This window comes from Georgenia subflava, assembly GCF_009193155.1.
Classification (GTDB): domain Bacteria; phylum Actinomycetota; class Actinomycetes; order Actinomycetales; family Actinomycetaceae; genus Georgenia; species Georgenia subflava.
On sequence record NZ_VUKD01000002.1, the window covers coordinates 378,862 to 395,904 of the forward strand.

The following is a 17,043-nucleotide window of genomic DNA, read 5'->3' on the forward strand; positions in this document are numbered from 1 at the left end:
CGACCAGTGTGACGTACCTCCACGGGCGCTGCTGACAGCGCAGCGACGGCGGACAGTTATCCTGACGCACATGTGTGGAATCGTCGGGTACGTGGGTCCCGCTGGCCCGAGCAACCGTCCGCTCGAGGTCGCGATGGAAGGACTGGCGCGGCTGGAGTACCGCGGCTACGACTCCGCCGGCGTCGCCCTCGTCACCCCCGAGGGTCTGGCCGCCGCCAAGCGGGCGGGGAAGCTCGCCAACCTGCGCGGCGCGCTCGAGGAGGACCCGCTGCCGCCGGCGACCGCCGCGATCGGGCACACCCGCTGGGCCACGCACGGCCCCCCGACAGACCTCAACGCCCATCCGCACCTCAGCGAGGACGGCCGGCTCGCCGTCATCCACAACGGCATCATCGAGAACTTCGTGACGCTGAAGGCGGAGCTCGTCGCTGCCGGTGTCACCTTCACGTCCCAGACCGACACGGAGGTGGTGGCGCACCTCCTCGCCCGGTCCTACGCCGAGAACGGCGACCTCACCGCCGCGATGCTGGCCGTGACCCGTCGTCTCGAGGGCGCCTTCACCCTCCTCGCCGTGCACGCCGACGCGCCCGGCACGGTGGTCGGCGCCCGGCTGAACTCCCCGCTGGTTGTGGGCCTGGGCGACGGCGAGAACTTCCTCGGCTCCGACGTCGCCGCCTTCATCTCCTACACCCAGGAGGCGCTCGAGCTGGGCCAGGACCAGGTCGTGACCATCACCGCGGACGACGTCCGGGTGGTCGACGGTGAGGGCGCGCCCGTGGAGCCGCGTCGCTTCACCGTGGACTGGGACGCCGCGGCGGCCGTCAAGGGCGGCTTCGCGACGTTCATGGACAAGGAGATCCACGACCAGCCCAAGGCGGTCGCGGACACCCTCCTCGGGCGCACCGACGGCCAGGGCAACCTCGTCCTGGACGAGCTGCGCATCGACGAGGCCGTGCTGCGCAGCGTCGACAAGATCGTCGTGATCGCGTGCGGCACCGCCGCCTACGCGGGCCACGTGGCCAAGTACGCCGTCGAGCACTGGTGCCGCATCCCGGTCGAGGTCGAGCTGGCCCACGAGTTCCGCTACCGCGACCCGGTCGTGACCGAGAAGACCCTCGTCGTCGCCGTCTCCCAGTCCGGGGAGACCATGGACACGCTCATGGCCGTCCGGCACGCCCGCGAGCAGGGCGCGAAGGTCCTCGCGGTCGTCAACACGCACGGCTCCACCATCGCCCGCGAGTCCGACGCCGTCCTCTACACCCACGCCGGTCCCGAGATCGCCGTCGCCTCCACCAAGGCGTTCCTTGCCCAGATCACCGCCTGCTACCTGCTGGGCCTGTACCTGGCCCAGCTGCGCGGGAACAAGTACGCCGACGAGGTGGCCGGCTACCTCGAGGAGCTCGGGAAGCTGCCCGAGAAGATCCAGTCGGTCATCGACGGCGAGGAGGTGGTCCGCGAGGTCGCGCGCTCGATGGCGGACGCCACCTCGGTGCTCTTCCTCGGCCGCCACGTCGGGTACCCCGTCGCCATGGAGGGGGCGCTGAAGCTCAAGGAGCTCGCCTACATCCACGCCGAGGGCTTCGCCGCCGGCGAGCTCAAGCACGGCCCGATCGCCCTGATCGACGAGGGCCAGCCCGTCTTCATCGTGGTGCCGACGCCGCGCCGGCCCACCCTCCACGCCAAGGTGGTCTCCAACATCCAGGAGGTGCGCGCCCGCGGCGCCCGCACCCTGGTCATCGCCGAGGAGGGGGACGAGGCCGTCACCGAGTTCGCCGACGTCGTCTTCCGCGTCCCCCGGACGCCGACGCTGATGATGCCGCTCGTGACCGTGGTGCCGCTGCAGATCTTCGCCTGCGCGCTGGCCACCGCCAAGGGCCTGGACGTCGACCAGCCCCGCAACCTGGCCAAGTCCGTCACGGTCGAATGACGACGGCGCGGCGCGGCCGGGTGGCGGCATGATCGTCTCCGTGGGCATCGACGTGTGCGACGTCGCCCGGTTCATCGCCGAGCTCGACCGCGTGCCGCGCCTGCGCGAGAAGATCTTCACCCCGGACGAGCGCGAGCTGCCCGACGCCTCCCTCGCCGCCCGGTTCGCGGCCAAGGAGGCGATCGCCAAGGCGCTCGGCGCGCCGGCCGGCATGCGCTGGCACGACTGCACCGTGCACCGCGTCGCCGGCGGCCCGCCTGTCGTCGAGATCCGCGGCACCGTGGCGGCCCGGGCGGCAGAGCTGGGCATCACCCGCTGGCACCTGTCGATCTCCCACGACGCCGGCATCGCCTCCGCCATGGTGGTCGCCGAGTCCTGAGCCCGCACCCCACTCACGCCGTCCGCCACGTCGACCGGCACGAACGGGTTCTCGTACGGGTGCTGGGGCGGTGCGGAGGGTGTCGTTCGGCGCACGGTCGGTGAGTGACACGTTGCGGTTGCCAGCGGGCGTCTGGGGCGGTGCGGTAGGTGTCGTTCGGCGGGTGCGTCGTGTCGAGTGGCACGACAGGCTCGTCACGGCACCATGGGGGCATGATCCGCGCCCACACCGCTGCCGACGTCCGGGCGGCCGAGGCGCCGCTCCTCGCCGCGGGGAACCCGCTCATGGCGTCGGCTGCCTTCGCGCTGGCCACCGTCGTGACCGGTGAGCTCCGCAGACGCGGCGGCCGGGTGTCCGGCTCGGTGGTCCTCCTGCTCGTCGGCGGAGGCAACAACGGCGGCGACGCGCTCTACGCCGGCGCCCATCTCGTCCGCCGCGGCTGCCAGGTCCACGCCGCCCTGCTGTCCGCCCACGCCCACCCCGGCGGGACCGAGGCGGCCCGGGCCGCCGGCGTGCGCCTGCACGAGGTCCACCGTGAGAGCGACCCGGCGGACGTCGTCGTCGCCCTGGCCCGGCGGGCCGGCGTATGGGTCGACGCCCTGACCGGCATCGGCGCCCGCGGCCCCCTGCGCGACCCGCTCGGTCCCGTCGTCGCAGCGCTGGCCGCCGAGCGGGCGGCCTGGCCCGACGAGCCGCTCGTGGTGGCCGTGGACGTGCCCAGCGGCATCGGGGTCGACGACGGCACCGTCCCCGGGCCGGTGCTGCCGGCCGACGTCACCGTGACCATGGGCACTGCCAAGCCGGGTCTGCTCCTGCCGCCCGCGGCGGATGTCGCCGGCCGGGTCGAGGTGGTCGAGCTCGGCCTGTCCGGCCCGCTCGCCGCCGGCGACGGGCCCTCGGTGTGCACCCTGACGGGCGCCGACGTGGCCGACCTGTGGCCGGTGCCGGGTCCCGGCGACCACAAGTACTCCCGTGGCGTGCTCGGCCTCGTCGCCGGCAGCCAGACCTATCCGGGCGCCGCCGCGCTCGCTGCCGCCGGGGCGCTGCGCACGGGCCTGGGCATGGTGCGCTACCTCGGTCCGGAGGTGCCCACGGCCATGGTGCGCCAGCACCACCCCGAGGTCGTGGCGGTGCCCGGCCGGGTCCAGGCCTGGGTGCTCGGACCGGGGGTCGACCCGGCGGACGTGGCCCGTGCGCAGCAGCTCGAGGAGCACCTCGCCGGTGCGCTCGACGCGCGCCTGCCGGTGGTCCTCGACGCCGGTGCCCTGGCGCTCGTGCACGAGGACGCCCACCCGGACCTGCCCGCCACCGCCGTGCTCACCCCGCACGCCGGTGAGCTCGCCGCGCTGCTGACGGCCCGCGGCGAGGACACGGACCGGGACGCCGTCGAGGCCGCGCCGGCCCGGCACGCCCGGCTGGCCGCCGAGATCACGGGTGCCACGGTGCTGCTCAAGGGCGCCGTCACCGTGGTCGCCGCCCCGGACGGGCCGCTGTACGCCCAGGACGACGCGACCCCGTGGCTGGCCACCGCCGGTGCCGGGGACGTGCTCGCCGGCGTCCTCGGCGCCCTCCTCGCGGCCTACGGGGACGTCCTGGCCGAGGACGTCCGCGGCGACGTCCCTTCCGACGGCGCCGGGCTGCCTGCCTCGCTCGCCGCGGCGGCCGCGCTGGTGCACGGTCGGGCGGCCCGCCTGGCCGCGGGGGAGCGCGTCACCGAGGCGGGACCGCGCGGCTGGTCCCGGTCCCGGCGCGGGGTGCCGATCACCGCCGGTGACGTCGCCGCCGCGGTGCCCGCGGCGCTGCGCACCGTCCTGGGGTGACGCGGCGGTGGGAGACTGTGCCCCGTGAGCCCTTCCCCGCCATCCGTGCACCCGGCGCGCGCCGTCGTCGACCTCGGCGCGATCGAGCACAACGTCCGGACCCTCCGGGCCGCCGCACCGACGGCCGAGGTCATGGCAGTGGTCAAGTCCGACGCCTACGGCCACGGCCTCCTCCCCGTCGCCCGGGCCACGCTGGCCGGAGGGGCCACCTGGCTGGGCGTCGCCCAGCTCGCCGAGGCGCTCGAGCTGCGTGCCGGTCTCGACGCCGCCCGGCCGCCCGGCGAGCCGCGTCCCCGCATCCTGACCTGGCTCTTCGCCCCGGGTGCCCCGCTGGCCCTCGCGCTGGACGCCGACCTGGACCTGTCCGCGTCGGCCCCGTGGGCGGTGGCGGAGATCGCCGCCGCGGCCCGGGCCACCGGCAGGCGTGCGCGGGTCCACCTCAAGGTCGACACGGGCATGGGCCGCGGCGGCGCCCGGCCGGAGGCCTTCGGCGAGCTGCTCGACGCCGCCCTGCGCGCCCGTGCCGAGGGCACCGTCGACGTCGCCGGCATCTGGTCGCACCTCGCGTGCGCCGACGAGCCGGACCGTCCCGTCACCGCCCAGCAGACCGAGGTCTTCGCCGCTGCGCTCGCCCAGGCCGAGGCCGCCGGGGTCCGACCCGAGGTGCGTCACCTCGCCGCCTCGTCGGGGACCCTGCTCCACCCCGGCACCCACTTCGACCTCGTCCGGCCGGGCATCGCCGTGTACGGGCTCACGCCGGCACCCCAGGTGGCCGGCTCCGCCGAGCTGGGCCTGCGTCCCGCGATGCGGCTGGAGGCCCGGTTGACGGTGGTGAAGGCCGCACCGGCCGGAACGCCCCTGTCGTACGGGCACACCGCCACAACGACGGCCGACACCGTCCTGGGCGTGGTGCCGCTCGGCTACGGCGACGGCATCCCCCGCGCCGCCTCGAACCTCGGCCCGGTCGCCGTGGCCGGGCGCCGCTACCACGTGGCCGGGCGCGTGTGCATGGACCAGGTGGTGCTCGACCTCGGCCCCGAGAGCGCCGGCGTGCGGGTGGGGGACGTGGCCGTCCTCTTCGGCGACGGCTCCGACGGCGCCCCCACCGCCGACGACTGGGCGGTCGCCGTCGGCACCATCAACTACGAGATCGTCACCCGGCTGGGGGCGCGCGTCCCCCGGGTGCACGTGCCCAGCGCCACTGTGGAGGACGCATGAGCCTGACCCTGACAGTCCCCGACGCCGAGGCCGCGCGTGAGCTGGGGCGCCGTCTTGCCACGGTCCTGCGCGCCGGTGACCTCGTGCTGCTCTCCGGCGACCTCGGTGCCGGGAAGACCACCCTGACCCAGGGCATCGGCTCCGGGCTGGGCGTGCGCGGCCAGGTGGCGTCGCCGACCTTCATCATCGCCCGCGTGCACCCCGCGCTCGGCGACGGACCCGACCTGGTGCATGTGGACGCCTACCGCCTGGGCTCGCTCGACGAGGTCGACGCCCTCGACCTCGACACCTCGCTCGAGGACTCGGTCACCGTGGTGGAGTGGGGGACCGGCAAGGTCGAGGCGCTCGCGGAGGACCGCCTCGAGATCGAGATCCGCCGTCCACGGGGCGAGGGCTTCTCGGCTGCGGGGTCGGAGCTGGCCGAGCTCGCTGCGCCGGCGCCGCGGGAGGTCGTCGTGGAAGGGCTCGGCGCGCGGTGGGCGGAGGTCGACCTCGGCCGGCATCTGCTGGCGGCGCCGGCGTGAGCGCGGCCCGGCTGCTCGCCGCGGTCCTCGCGGTCTGCGTCGCGGTCCTCCTCGGTCCGGCGGCGGCAGCGGCGCCGGCGACGCCGGAGCCCGAGCGGCCGGACGAGACCAGCGTCCCCGGGCCGGTCGTCGTCGACGGGGTGCCGGAGGCCGTCGCCGCATGGTTCCGCACCCAGGCGCGTGACGTGGTCTCCGTCCAGGCCGGCGCGGAGCTCGGCCTGGACGCCGCGCAGCGCGAGGACCTCACCCTCGGCGTGGTGCGGCCCGTCATGTGGTGGTCGCCGGCACTGCTCGCCGGTACCGAGCTCGACCCGGCGGCAGTCCCGACGGAGCGCTGGACCGCGCCGCTGGAGCTCGACGGCGCCGGTGTGGGGGTCGTCTTCGCCGAGGCCACCTCCGACGGCGCCGACATGCAGACCACGCTCAGCGACGACCAGGTGCTCGCCGACGCGCTGCTCGCCCTCGCACCCGAGGCGCCGGCCGTCCACGACGTGCCGCTCGACGCCTGGTTCACCGTGCTCGACGGCGAGGTGCGGCCGCTCGACGAGGCCGCCCGCGAGAGTCTCGCCGGCTCGGCGCCGCTGGAGGTCTACCAGCCCTTCCTCGCCGAGCGCTACGCCGAGGCCGACACCACCGAGCCCGGCTCCGCCGTCCCCGAGGAACCCGGCCCGTCGTGGAGCCCGGCCGCCTGGGCCGCCGTCGTCCTGGTCCTCCTCCTGGTCTGGGCCGCCGTGGTGGTGTGGTTGCGCAGGCCGGAGAACGGCGAGCCCGAGCCGCCCGCCGGACCCCGGCGTGCGCCGCCCCGGCGGCCCTCGCGCGGTGCCCGCCGCTGAGCGCACTACCCTTGGCCGGGTGCGGATCCTGTGCCTCGACACCTCCGGCGGCAGCGCCGTCGCCCTCGTGGACACCCCGGCCGAGGGGGTGACCACCGTGCTCAGGCAGGCCGCGGGGACCGACCCGCGCCGCCATGCCGAGTCGCTCGCGCCGCTGATGACGCAGGTCCTCGGCGAGTCGCGCGAGGCCGTCGACGCCGTCGCGGTCGGCACCGGCCCGGCGCCCTTCACCGGTCTGCGCGCCGGGCTCGTGACCGCTCAGGCCTTCGCGCGGGGGCGGGGCATCGACGTGCACGGGGTGTGCTCCCTCGACGTGCTCGCCCGTCAGGCCCTCGACGTGCTCGGCGACGACGGCGAGGTGCTCGTCGCCACCGACGCACGCCGCAAGGAGGTCTACTGGGCGCGCTACCGCTCCCTCGGCGCGGACGACGTCGAGCGGCTCGCCGGTCCGGAGGTCACCACGGCCGAGGCCGCGGCCGCCGCCAACGACCTCGGCGGCGCCACCGCGCCGGTGGTCGTCGGGGCGGGGGCGGCGCTGTACCCCGCGCACCTGTCCGCCGGTAAGGGGATGCCCGCAGCTCCCGACCCCGCGGTGCTCGCCCGGCTGGTCCGTGCGCGGCTCGCCCGGCGGGCCGCGGGCGATGACGTCGAGCTCGGCACCGAGCCGCGCTACCTGCGCCGGCCCGACGTCCAGCTCCCGGCCGCCCCCAAGCGGGCCTCCTGAGATGAGCCCCGGCGAGGTGCGGCTGCGCCCGCTGCGCCGCGACGACCTCGATCGCGTCATGGAGCTCGAGGACCAGCTATTCGGTGCGAGCGCGTGGTCACGCGGCACCTACATCGACGAGCTGGCCGCGCCCGGACGCACCTATGTCGCCGCCGTCGTGACGACGCCGGAGGGGGCCGAGCCGGTGGTCGGCTATGCCGGCCTGGCCGCCGGCGAGGAGGCGATGGTCATGACCGTCGGGGTGGACGCGGCGTACCGCCGTCGGGGGATCGGCGGACGGCTCGTCGAGGCGCTGCTCGACCAGGCCCGCCACGACGGCGCCCGCAGCGTGCTCCTCGAGGTCCGGGCGAGCGACGAGGGCGCCCAGCGTGTGTACGCACGGGCCGGGTTCGCACCGGTCGGGCGGCGCCGCAACTACTACCAGGCCGAGCGGGAGGACGCCGTGGTCATGCGCGCGCTCCTGCGGCCCCGGGGCGGGCCGATCGGTGCCGAGCTGTGAACCACGAGGAGAAGAGCATGGACCCGCGGCAGGACGTGCTGACCACCGTCGACGAGCTCGCGGGCGCACTGGGCGGTGAGCGTCCGCCGGCGGTGCTGGACGTGCGCTGGTCGCTCGCCGAGCCGGACGGCCGGCCCGCCTACCGGGCGGGGCACGTGCCGGGTGCGGTCTTCGTCGACCTCGCCGCCGAGCTGGCGGCACCGCCTGCCGCCGCCGCGGGGCGGCACCCGCTGCCCGACCCAGCCGACCTCCAGGAGGCGGCCCGGGGGTGGGGCCTGCAGGAGGGTGCCCCGGTCGTGGTGTACGACGACGTCGGCGGCACGTCCGCGGCGCGTGCCTGGTGGCTGCTGCGCTGGGCGGGCCTGTCGCACGTGCGGGTGCTCGACGGCGGGCTCGCCGGCTGGCGCCGCGCCGGCCGGGACCTCGCCGCGGGGGAGGAGCGGCCCGCACGCGGCGACGTGGTGCTGCCGCTCGCGGCGGGCACGGCCGGGCCCGGGCTGCCGACCACCGACATCGACGGCGCGGCCGGCTGGCCGGGCCGCGGCGTGCTGCTCGACGCCCGCGCGGCGGTGCGCTACCGCGGCGAGCAGGAGCCGGTCGACCCGCGCGCCGGGCACATCCCCGGGGCGCTGAGCGCCCCGACGACCGACCTCCTCGACGACGCGGCGACGTTCCGGTCCACCGACGAGCTGCGCCGGCGCTTCGCCGCGCTGGGTGCCGGCGGCTCCGCGCCGGTGGGGGTGTACTGCGGCTCCGGCGTCACGGCCGCGCACGAGGTGCTGGCACTGGCGAGCATCGGGGTGCGCGCGACGCTCTACCCGGGGTCGTGGTCGCAGTGGTCGGCCGACCCCGACCGGGAGGCGGAAACCGGCGCCGCCCCGTGAGCCGTCAGCGGGTCAGGACCGCCTGCGCCGCCTCCAGACGGCCCGCCCGGGGACGCTGGGCGGTCGGGTCCGCCGGGTCCGGGGCGTGGCCGAGGTTGAGCACCGCCAGGGTGCGCCAGCCGTTCTCGGCGTGCACGGCGGCGTCGACGCCGAGCGGGTCCAGCCCGCCGATCGGGCCCACCTGAAGCCCCTCGGCGCGCAGGGCGACGATGAGGTAGCCCAGCTGGATGAGCGCGTTGGTGCGGGCCATCGCGTCGCGGCGCTCCGGCTGGCCCTCCAGCTGCTCGCGCAGGCCCTCGCGGTGCGGTGCGAGCACGTCGAGGTGGGTGTGGAAGGCCGGGTCGTAGGCGGCCACGACGCTCAGCGGCGCGGCCAGCGTCTTCGCCTGGTTTCGTGGGCCCAGGTGCGCCACGACCGACTCCCGGGCGGCCCGGCTCACGAGCGCGGTCAGCCGCAGCGGCTGGATGTTCATCGACGTCGGGGCCCAGCGGAGCTGGTCGTAGGCGCGGTGCACCACGTCCGGGTCCACCGGCTCGGGCGTGAACGTGTTCGTCGTGCGTGCGCCGGCAAAGAGCAGGTCCAGCGACGCGGCGTCGAGGCGGGTGGGGGCTGCGAGATCGGTCTGGGTCACGTCAAGGTCAAACCCGTCCGCGGGCCGAACACATCCCGCAGCCTCGGTGAGGTCCCCCACAGAGGAACCAGCAGAAGAGTGTTCGTCCACGGTGAGGACGGTCGCTGAGCGAACAGAATGTCGCCTGACGGTCGAGACGGTGCGATGGTGTGAGGCAGGACTCGGTACGATCGAGACCATGGTCACGACCCCTGTGCCGACGAAGCCACGCCGCGCGAGCTACACCACTGTCGCCCTCAAGTGGGCCATGGCGATCACGGGCATCCTCTTCGTCCTGTTCGTGCTCGCGCACATGTACGGCAACCTCAAGGCCTTCTCCGGCCAGGAGGCGTTCGACGGGTACGCGCACAGCCTGCGCGAGCTCCTCTACCCCTACCTCCCGCACGGCGGGTTCCTCTGGATCCAGCGGGTGGTGCTCGTGGTGGCGCTCGTCGTGCACGCGGGCTCGGCGTTCGCGCTCTGGTCGCGGGCCAAGAAGGCGCGCGGCCACCGTTACGTCCAGCACAAGCGGCTCGTGCAGACCTACTCCGCGCGCACCATGCGGTGGGGCGGCGTGATCGTCCTCGCCTTCGTGGTCTTCCACATCCTGCAGTTCACGACCATGACGATCGAGGTGGGCGGCAGCTTCGACAGCCCCTACGAGCGTCTCGTGGTGGCGTTCCAGCACTGGTACGTCTACGTCGCCTACCTGATCGCCATCGTGGCGCTGACGATGCACGTGCGCCACGGCGTGTGGAGCTCGCTGCAGACCCTGGGCGCCTCGGACCGCACCCGCCAGCGCGCCATCAACGTCGCCGCCTACCTGGTCGCGGCCGCGCTCCTGGTCGGGTTCATGCTGCCCCCGACGGCCATCCTGCTCGGCTTCGTGAACTGAGGAAGAAGAATCGATGACATCCACGACCGAGCCCAAGACCGACGAGCTGGTCGCGGGTCTGTACCGCGAGGGCGCCCCGGTCGCCGACACCAAGGCCCCCGACGGCCCGCTGTCCGAGCGCTGGGAGAAGCGCCAGTTCAACGCCCGTCTGGTGAACCCCGCCAACCGTCGCAAGATGCGGATCATCGTCGTCGGGACGGGCCTGGCGGGCTCCTCGGCCGCCGCCACCCTCGGCGAGGCCGGGTACAACGTGGACGCGTTCTTCTACCAGGACTCGCCGCGGCGGGCGCACTCCATCGCGGCCCAGGGCGGCATCAACGCCGCGAAGAACTACAAGAACGACGGCGACTCGACCTACCGGCTGTTCTACGACACCGTCAAGGGCGGTGACTTCCGCTCGCGGGAGTCGAACGTCTACCGCCTGGCCGAGGTCAGCACGAACATCATCGACCAGGCCGTCGCGCAGGGCGTCCCCTTCGCCCGCGAGTACGGCGGCCTGCTCGACAACCGCTCCTTCGGTGGCGTCCAGGTGTCCCGCACCTTCTACGCCCGCGGCCAGACCGGCCAGCAGCTCCTCATCGGCGCCTACCAGGCGCTCGAGCGACAGGTCGCCGCCGGCACCGTCACGACGCACGCCCGCCACGAGATGCTCGAGATCGTCGTCGTCGACGGCAAGGCCCGCGGCATCATCGTGCGCGACATGGTCACCGGGGAGATCGAGACCCACCTGGCCGACGTCGTCGTGCTGGCCACCGGCGGCTACGGCAACGTCTTCTACCTCTCCACCAACGCCATGGGCTCCAACGTCACGGCCACGTGGCGTGCGCACCGCAAGGGCGCCTACTTCGGCAACCCCTGCTACACGCAGATCCACCCGACCTGCATCCCCCAGAGCGGCGCCCACCAGTCGAAGCTGACCCTGATGAGCGAGTCGCTGCGCAACGACGGGCGCATCTGGGTGCCCAAGGACCCGGCGGACTGCACGAAGGACCCCCGCGAGATCCCCGAGGCGGCCCGCGACTACTACCTCGAGCGCAAGTACCCGGCCTTCGGCAACCTCGTCCCCCGCGACATCGCGTCCCGCCAGGCCAAGAACGTCTGCGACGAGGGCCGCGGCGTCGGCCCCGAGGTCGACGGCGTCCGCCGCGGCGTGTACCTCGACTTCGCCGAGGCCACCGCCCGGATGGGGCGCGCCGCCGTCGCCGCGAAGTACGGCAACCTGTTCGACATGTACGAGCGCATCACCGGCGAGAACCCGTACGAGGTGCCGATGCGCATCTACCCCGCCGTGCACTACACGATGGGCGGCCTGTGGGTGGACTACGACCTGCAGTCCTCCCTCCCCGGCCTGTTCGTGGCGGGCGAGGCGAACTTCTCCGACCACGGCGGCAACCGCCTGGGCGCCTCGGCGCTCATGCAGGGCCTCGCGGACGGCTACTTCGTTCTCCCGAACACGATCAACGACTACCTCGCCGACGCCCCGTTCGAGAAGGTGCCCGCCGACCACCCGGCGGTCGTCGAGGCCGAGCAGGCGGTCCGCGCGCGCATCCAGCACTTCCTGGCCGCCAACGGCTCCCGGTCGGTGGACTCCTTCCACAAGGAGCTCGGCCACATCATGTGGGAGTACTGCGGCATGGAGCGCACGGAGGAGGGGCTGCGGTACGCGATCGGCAAGATCCGCGAGCTGCGTGACGAGTTCTGGCGCGACGTGAGGGTCCTGGGCGAGGCCGACGAGCTCAACCAGGCCCTCGAGCGGGCCGGGCGGGTCGCCGACTTCTTCGAGCTCGCCGAGCTGATGTGCATCGACGCCCTGCACCGTCGCGAGTCGGCCGGTGGCCACTTCCGGGCGGAGTCGCAGACGGAGGACGGCGAGGCGCTGCGCCACGACGACGAGTTCGCCTACGTGGCGGCCTGGGAGTACGGCGGCGACGAGGCCCCGGTCCTGCACAAGGAAGACCTGCAGTACGAGTACGTCGAGATGAAGCAGCGGAGCTACAAGTGAAGATCACCCTCAACGTCATGCGCCAGGCCGGCCCGAACGACGAGGCCCGGCTGGTCGCCTACGAGCTGGTCGGCCTCTCCGAGGACATGTCGTTCCTCGAGATGCTCGACGTCCTCAACGAGCAGCTCACCGAGCGCGGCGAGGACCCGGTGGCCTTCGACTCCGACTGCCGCGAGGGCATCTGCGGCATGTGCGGCATCGTCATCAACGGTGTGGCGCACGGTCCCGAGCGCACCACCACCTGCCAGCTCCACATGCGGTCCTTCAAGGACGGCGACACCATCACCCTCGAGCCCTGGCGTGCCTCGGCGTTCCCGGTGATCAAGGACCTCGTCGTGGACCGGTCCGCGTTCGACCGCATCATCCAGGCCGGCGGCTACATCTCGGTCAACACCGGTGCGGCCCCGGACGCGCATGCCACCCCGGTGCCGAAGGCCGACGCCGACCGGGCCTTCGAGGCCGCCGCCTGCATCGGCTGCGGGGCCTGCGTCGCCGCCTGCCCGAACGCCTCCGCGATGCTCTTCACCGCCGCGAAGGTGACCCACCTCGGGCTGCTGCCGCAGGGACAGCCCGAGCGCGAGGCCCGGGTGGTCAACATGCTCCACCAGCACGACGTCGAGGGCTTCGGCGGCTGCACGAACATCGGCGAGTGCTCGGCGGTGTGCCCCAAGGAGATCCCGCTCGACGTCATCGGCACCCTCAACGCCGACCTCGGGCACGCCCTGGTCCGCAACAAGTAGGCCTCGACGACGGCGCAGGCCCCGGTCCGCGACCGGGGCCTGCGGCGTCCCTCGGGGACCCCTCGCTGTGACGGCCGGTGCGGCTGCACCGTCGGCGGGGCACCCTCGCTGCGGCCTGCGCCGCCCCGTCCGTGGACAGGTCGCGGTCGCACGCCGACTACCCTGGGACCGTGAGCGAACCCCTCATCCTGGGCATCGAGACCTCCTGCGACGAGACCGGCGTGGCGCTCGTGCGCGGCCGTGAGCTGCTCGCCGACGTCACCGCCTCGTCGATGGACGAGCACGCCAGGTACGGCGGCATCGTGCCCGAGGTGGCCTCCCGCGCCCACCTCGAGGCCTTCGTGCCGACCATCGACGCCGCGCTGGCGGCCGCCGACGTGGACCTCGGCGACGTCGACGCGATCGCCGTGACCGCCGGCCCCGGGCTGGTCGGCTCGCTGACCGTGGGCGTCGCCGGGGCGAAGTCCCTGGCACTTGCTACCGGCCGACCGCTGTACGGCGTCAACCACGTCATCGGGCACGCCGCCGTCGACGAGCTCGTGCACGGCGCCTTCCCCGAGCGCTTCGTCGCGCTCGTCGTCTCTGGGGGGCACACCTCCCTCCTGCTCGTCGACGACATCGCCACCGGCGTGGTCGAGCTCGGCCAGACGCTCGACGACGCCGCCGGCGAGGCCTTCGACAAGGTCGGCCGGCTGCTCGGGCTGCCGTACCCCGGTGGTCCCCACGTGGACCGCCTGGCGCGGACCGGGGACCCGAGCGCCATCCGCTTCCCACGCGGCCTGACCGCCGGCAAGGACAAGGCGCGGCACCCCTACGACTTCTCCTTCTCCGGGCTCAAGACGGCTGTGGCGCGCTACGTCGAGGCCTTCGCCGACCGCGGCGAGGAGGTGCCTGCGGCGGACGTCGCGGCCGGCTTCTCCGAGGCGGTGGCCGACGTGCTCGTGACCAAGGCGCTGGCCGCCTGCCGCACGCACGGGTGCGACACCCTGGTGATCGGCGGTGGCTTCTCGGCCAACTCCCGTCTGCGCGAGCTCGCCGCGGAGCGGGCGCAGGAGCAGGGCGTGACCGTGCGGATCCCGCCGATCCGCTACTGCACGGACAACGGCGCGATGATCGCCGCGCTCGGCTCGGCGCTCGTGCGCTCCGGGGCCGCGCCGTCGCAGCTCGACCTGCCGACCGACTCGGCGATGCCGCTCACCCTCGTCCAGGCCTGAGGGACGGCGGGTCGCCTGACCGGGCACCGCACCGCGGGAGAGGCATCGTTCCGGGAGCCGGCTGATGGGCCGGCGCCGGCTATCCCAGGGGATCGGCTGCCGCCTGACCGGCCGAGAAGCTGCTGCACCGCCTGCATCGTGGTCACGGCGTGCAAGGTCAGACTGCTGCGTCCGCGCGGTCGCGGCGGCGCAGCACCCGCCAGGCCCGGGAGCCGACGAGGAAGACGACGGCGAGGAGCGCCAGCCCCACCCACGTCCCGCTCACCACGAGCGAGATCTCTTCCGGGGTGTCGACGGCGGTGACCTCAGCCCACAGCAGCTGCGCCGTGACACCGTCCGGGCCGCCGGCCGCGGCGACCTGGAGGAGGGCGGCGACGAAGGTCACGAAGAGGACCAGCCAGACGATCAGCCCGATGCTCACCCAGAAGCCACCGGCTGCCCACCGGGGCCGGCCCGCGGGCAGCGTCGCCCGGTACTCGCGCGCGAGCTCGCGGGGGCTTCCCATGGCCGAGACCGCCGACCTCATGGAGCTGTCCGCGGCGGCGAGGTCCAGCTCGCCGCGCAGCTGGGCGAGGAGCGACTTCTGCTCCCGGGCGGGGTAGTCGTCCAGCCACAGCGACAGGCGGGCCAGGAAGGCCTCGCGGCGCACGACGTCGCGGACGGGGAGCCTGTTCATCGGCGGGTCTCCTTGGGGGAGTGGGTGAGGACGACGGCGACGACGTCCTTCAGCGTCTGCCAGCCGCGCCGCTGGGCCGTGAGGTGGTCCAGACCGGCGTGGGTGGGGGTGTAGTACTTGCGGGCCGGGCCGGCGCTGGAGCTGACGAGGTAGGACTCGAGCAGCCCCTCCTTCTCCAGGCGGGTGAGGACCGGATAGACCGAGCCGGCGGCGATGTCGGTGAGCCCGGAGTCCTGGAGGCGGGTGACGAGCTCGTAGCCGTACGAGTCCTGCTCGCGCAGCAGCGCGACGACCAGCATCGGCAGCACCCCCTTGAGGAGCTGCGGGTCACGCACCGGGACGGGGATCACAAGGACAAGGTATACCGAGTACTCGGTAATGCCAACTAGCAGGCATTCGCGACATGCGGACGCGCGGGTCGCCGGCCACGGCTGCCGAGCCCCTCGGCCGAGCCCTGCCGAGCCCCGTCTGCCGAGCCCTGCCGAGCCCTGCCGAGCCCGTCTGCCGAGCCCGTCTGCCGAGCCCGTCTGCCGAGGAGGACCGTCAGCTGACGGAGACCACGGCGCGTCCCTCGCCGGAGACCCGCCGGTCGCGCAGGGCGATGGCCAGCGAGAGCAGCAGGCAGACCGCCACCGCGGCGAAGCCCGCAGCGAACCCTGCTTGCCAGGCGTCAGCGCCGACGACCGCGAAGAACACGCCGGTGATCATGGCGTTGCCGATCGCGGTGCCGATGCGCTCGGCAGTCGACTTCACGCCTCCGGCGGTGCCGCCGTACCGGGTCGGCACGTCCTCCAGGGAGAGGGTCTGGTTGGCCGAGCCGAGGCCTCCCTGCCCGACCCCGCAGAGCATGAGCGGCAGGGCCAGCCACCAGAAGGCGATGCCGTACCGCTCGATCAGGACCGCGACGACCACGCTGAGCGCGAGCCCGACGAGGACGAAGCACAACGACCTGATCACGATGGTGCGGCCCCGGGTCAGGGCGTGCCGTCCGGCCCGGATCGAGGCGAAGGCCGAGACGACGGCGTTCGGCAGACCGATCAGCCCCGTCTCCAGCGCGCTCGCACCGAGCCCGTTCTGCATGTAGATCGCCACCACGACGAAGATCGAGGTCGAGCCGAGGAAGAACGACCCGGCGACTGCTGTGCCGTGCGAGAACGACGGGAACGAGAACAGGGTCAGGTCCACCATGGGCGCGCGTCCGCGCCGGCGGTAGAGGCGCTCCCACCGGACCCACAGGACGAGCAGCGCGACGCCGGCCGCGAGCAGCAGCCAGACGAGGCCACCGCCGTCGGACATGAACGGCAGCATCACGCAGAGCACGGCGAGGGCCAGGAGGACGGCACCGACCGGGTCCAGGTCGATCCTCTCGCGCAGCAGCGCCGGGGTACCCGTTCGCCGAGCCTCCATGGCCGCCTGCTTCGCGGCGCGGCGACGACGCTCCGTCTCGAACGGGAACCACCGCAGGGCCAGCGCGCAGCCGAGGAGCCCGGCCGGGAAGTTGATGAAGAAGGTCGCGCGCCAGCCGACCTCGGGCCCGAGCACCTCGATGACGGACCCGGCGAGGAGCGGTCCGACGGCGACCGACACGGCGACGACGGTGCCGAAGAGCGCGAACGCCCGGGCCCGCTCCATGCCGCGCCAGTACTGCTGGATCATGCCCATCGTCTGCGGGTTGTACAGCCCGGCCCCCACGCCCTGGACGAACCGGGAGACGTTGAGGACCTGCGGGTCCGGCGCGAGCCCGCACGCGAGCGAGGCGAGCGAGAACACGAGGAGCCCGATGACGAAGAGCCGTCCGCGGCCGAGCACGTCCCCGGCCCGTCCCGCGGGCACGAGGCTGATGCCGAAGGTCAGGGCGTAACCGGAGAGGACCCACTGCAGGTCGGTGTCGGTGGCGCCGAGCGTCTGGGAGATCGACGGCAGCGCCACGTTGATCGAGGACACCGCGACGAGCGCCATCGCGATGGGGATGAGGAGGACGACGAGGATGCGGCTGCGTCGGTAGGCGCGCTCGGCGCCCTCGACGCGGATCAGATCGGGATCGTCGCTCACGAGCAGCAGTTGTATCCCCTGCGCGCGTGGTTCACCAGCGGCCGGC

At 73.9% G+C, this 17,043-nt stretch carries 17 protein-coding genes; 13 read left to right on the top strand and 4 right to left on the bottom strand.

The window, feature by feature from the left end:
- Positions 1-70 precede the first annotated feature (70 nt).
- From glmS to GD748_RS08375, 9 genes are all read left to right on the top strand, one after another.
- Positions 71-1,927 carry a glutamine--fructose-6-phosphate transaminase (isomerizing) gene (gene glmS, locus GD748_RS08335; RefSeq protein ID WP_152194714.1) on the top strand — a complete coding sequence of 619 codons (1,857 nt, stop codon included), beginning with the start codon at positions 71-73 and terminating at the stop codon, positions 1,925-1,927.
- Between the two features lie 28 nt (positions 1,928-1,955).
- Entirely contained in the window at positions 1,956-2,306 is a 351-nt protein-coding gene (locus GD748_RS08340) for a holo-ACP synthase (RefSeq protein WP_152194715.1), read from the top strand.
- Between the two features lie 212 nt (positions 2,307-2,518).
- Positions 2,519-4,126, top strand: a complete 1,608-nt coding sequence (locus tag GD748_RS08345; protein WP_152194716.1) for an NAD(P)H-hydrate epimerase — start codon at positions 2,519-2,521, stop codon at positions 4,124-4,126.
- 24 nt (positions 4,127-4,150) lie between these two features.
- Entirely contained in the window at positions 4,151-5,344 is a 1,194-nt protein-coding gene (alr, locus tag GD748_RS08350; RefSeq protein WP_152194717.1) for an alanine racemase, read from the top strand.
- Complete coding sequence (tsaE, locus tag GD748_RS08355) at positions 5,341-5,868, top strand: tRNA (adenosine(37)-N6)-threonylcarbamoyltransferase complex ATPase subunit type 1 TsaE (RefSeq protein ID WP_152194718.1); 528 nt, start codon at positions 5,341-5,343, stop codon at positions 5,866-5,868. The genes alr and tsaE overlap by 4 nt, the downstream gene beginning before the upstream one ends.
- Entirely contained in the window at positions 5,865-6,701 is an 837-nt protein-coding gene (locus GD748_RS08360; protein WP_152194719.1) for a hypothetical protein, read from the top strand. Before tsaE ends, GD748_RS08360 begins: the two co-directional genes overlap by 4 nt.
- A 19-nt stretch (positions 6,702-6,720) precedes the next feature.
- On the top strand, positions 6,721-7,425 hold the full coding sequence (gene tsaB, locus GD748_RS08365; protein WP_152194720.1) for a tRNA (adenosine(37)-N6)-threonylcarbamoyltransferase complex dimerization subunit type 1 TsaB: 705 nt from the start codon (positions 6,721-6,723) through the stop codon (positions 7,423-7,425).
- Between the two features lies 1 nt (position 7,426).
- Complete coding sequence (gene rimI, locus GD748_RS08370) at positions 7,427-7,924, top strand: ribosomal protein S18-alanine N-acetyltransferase (RefSeq protein ID WP_152194721.1); 498 nt, start codon at positions 7,427-7,429, stop codon at positions 7,922-7,924.
- A 17-nt stretch (positions 7,925-7,941) separates the two neighbouring features.
- The gene (locus GD748_RS08375) at positions 7,942-8,808 is read left to right on the top strand and encodes a sulfurtransferase (RefSeq protein WP_152194722.1); all 867 of its coding nucleotides are present in this window, start codon (positions 7,942-7,944) and stop codon (positions 8,806-8,808) included.
- A 4-nt stretch (positions 8,809-8,812) separates the two neighbouring features.
- Here GD748_RS08375 and GD748_RS08380 read toward each other — a convergent pair whose 3' ends face one another.
- Positions 8,813-9,439, bottom strand: a complete 627-nt coding sequence (locus GD748_RS08380) for a malonic semialdehyde reductase (protein ID WP_226920991.1) — start codon at positions 9,437-9,439, stop codon at positions 8,813-8,815.
- A gap of 178 nt (positions 9,440-9,617) precedes the next feature.
- Between GD748_RS08380 and GD748_RS08385 the strand changes: the two genes are divergently transcribed.
- The 4 genes from GD748_RS08385 to tsaD all read left to right on the top strand — a co-directional run bounded on the left by GD748_RS08385 (position 9,618) and on the right by tsaD (position 14,269).
- Positions 9,618-10,313, top strand: a complete 696-nt coding sequence (locus tag GD748_RS08385) for a succinate dehydrogenase cytochrome b subunit (RefSeq protein WP_152194724.1) — start codon at positions 9,618-9,620, stop codon at positions 10,311-10,313.
- A gap of 13 nt (positions 10,314-10,326) precedes the next feature.
- Positions 10,327-12,315 (top strand): fumarate reductase/succinate dehydrogenase flavoprotein subunit, encoded by a 1,989-nt coding sequence (locus GD748_RS08390; RefSeq protein WP_152194725.1) that lies wholly within the window; start codon positions 10,327-10,329, stop codon positions 12,313-12,315.
- Positions 12,312-13,055 (top strand): succinate dehydrogenase/fumarate reductase iron-sulfur subunit, encoded by a 744-nt coding sequence (locus GD748_RS08395; RefSeq protein WP_152194726.1) that lies wholly within the window; start codon positions 12,312-12,314, stop codon positions 13,053-13,055. The genes GD748_RS08390 and GD748_RS08395 overlap by 4 nt, the downstream gene beginning before the upstream one ends.
- 170 nt (positions 13,056-13,225) lie before the next feature.
- A complete protein-coding gene (gene tsaD / locus GD748_RS08400; RefSeq protein ID WP_152194727.1) occupies positions 13,226-14,269 on the top strand; it encodes a tRNA (adenosine(37)-N6)-threonylcarbamoyltransferase complex transferase subunit TsaD in 1,044 nt (347 codons plus the stop codon).
- Between the two features lie 157 nt (positions 14,270-14,426).
- Here tsaD and GD748_RS08405 read toward each other — a convergent pair whose 3' ends face one another.
- The 3 genes from GD748_RS08405 to GD748_RS08415 all read right to left on the bottom strand — a co-directional run bounded on the left by GD748_RS08405 (position 14,427) and on the right by GD748_RS08415 (position 16,997).
- Positions 14,427-14,945, bottom strand: coding sequence for an HAAS signaling domain-containing protein (locus GD748_RS08405; RefSeq protein WP_152194728.1), 519 nt, complete (start codon positions 14,943-14,945; stop codon positions 14,427-14,429).
- Positions 14,942-15,295, bottom strand: coding sequence for a PadR family transcriptional regulator (locus tag GD748_RS08410; protein ID WP_226920993.1), 354 nt, complete (start codon positions 15,293-15,295; stop codon positions 14,942-14,944). The genes GD748_RS08405 and GD748_RS08410 overlap by 4 nt, the downstream gene beginning before the upstream one ends.
- Before the next feature lie 193 nt (positions 15,296-15,488).
- Positions 15,489-16,997: an MFS transporter gene (locus GD748_RS08415; RefSeq protein WP_226920995.1), complete on the bottom strand. Its 1,509-nt coding sequence runs from the start codon at positions 16,995-16,997 to the stop codon at positions 15,489-15,491.
- Positions 16,998-17,043: the final 46 nt, after the last annotated feature.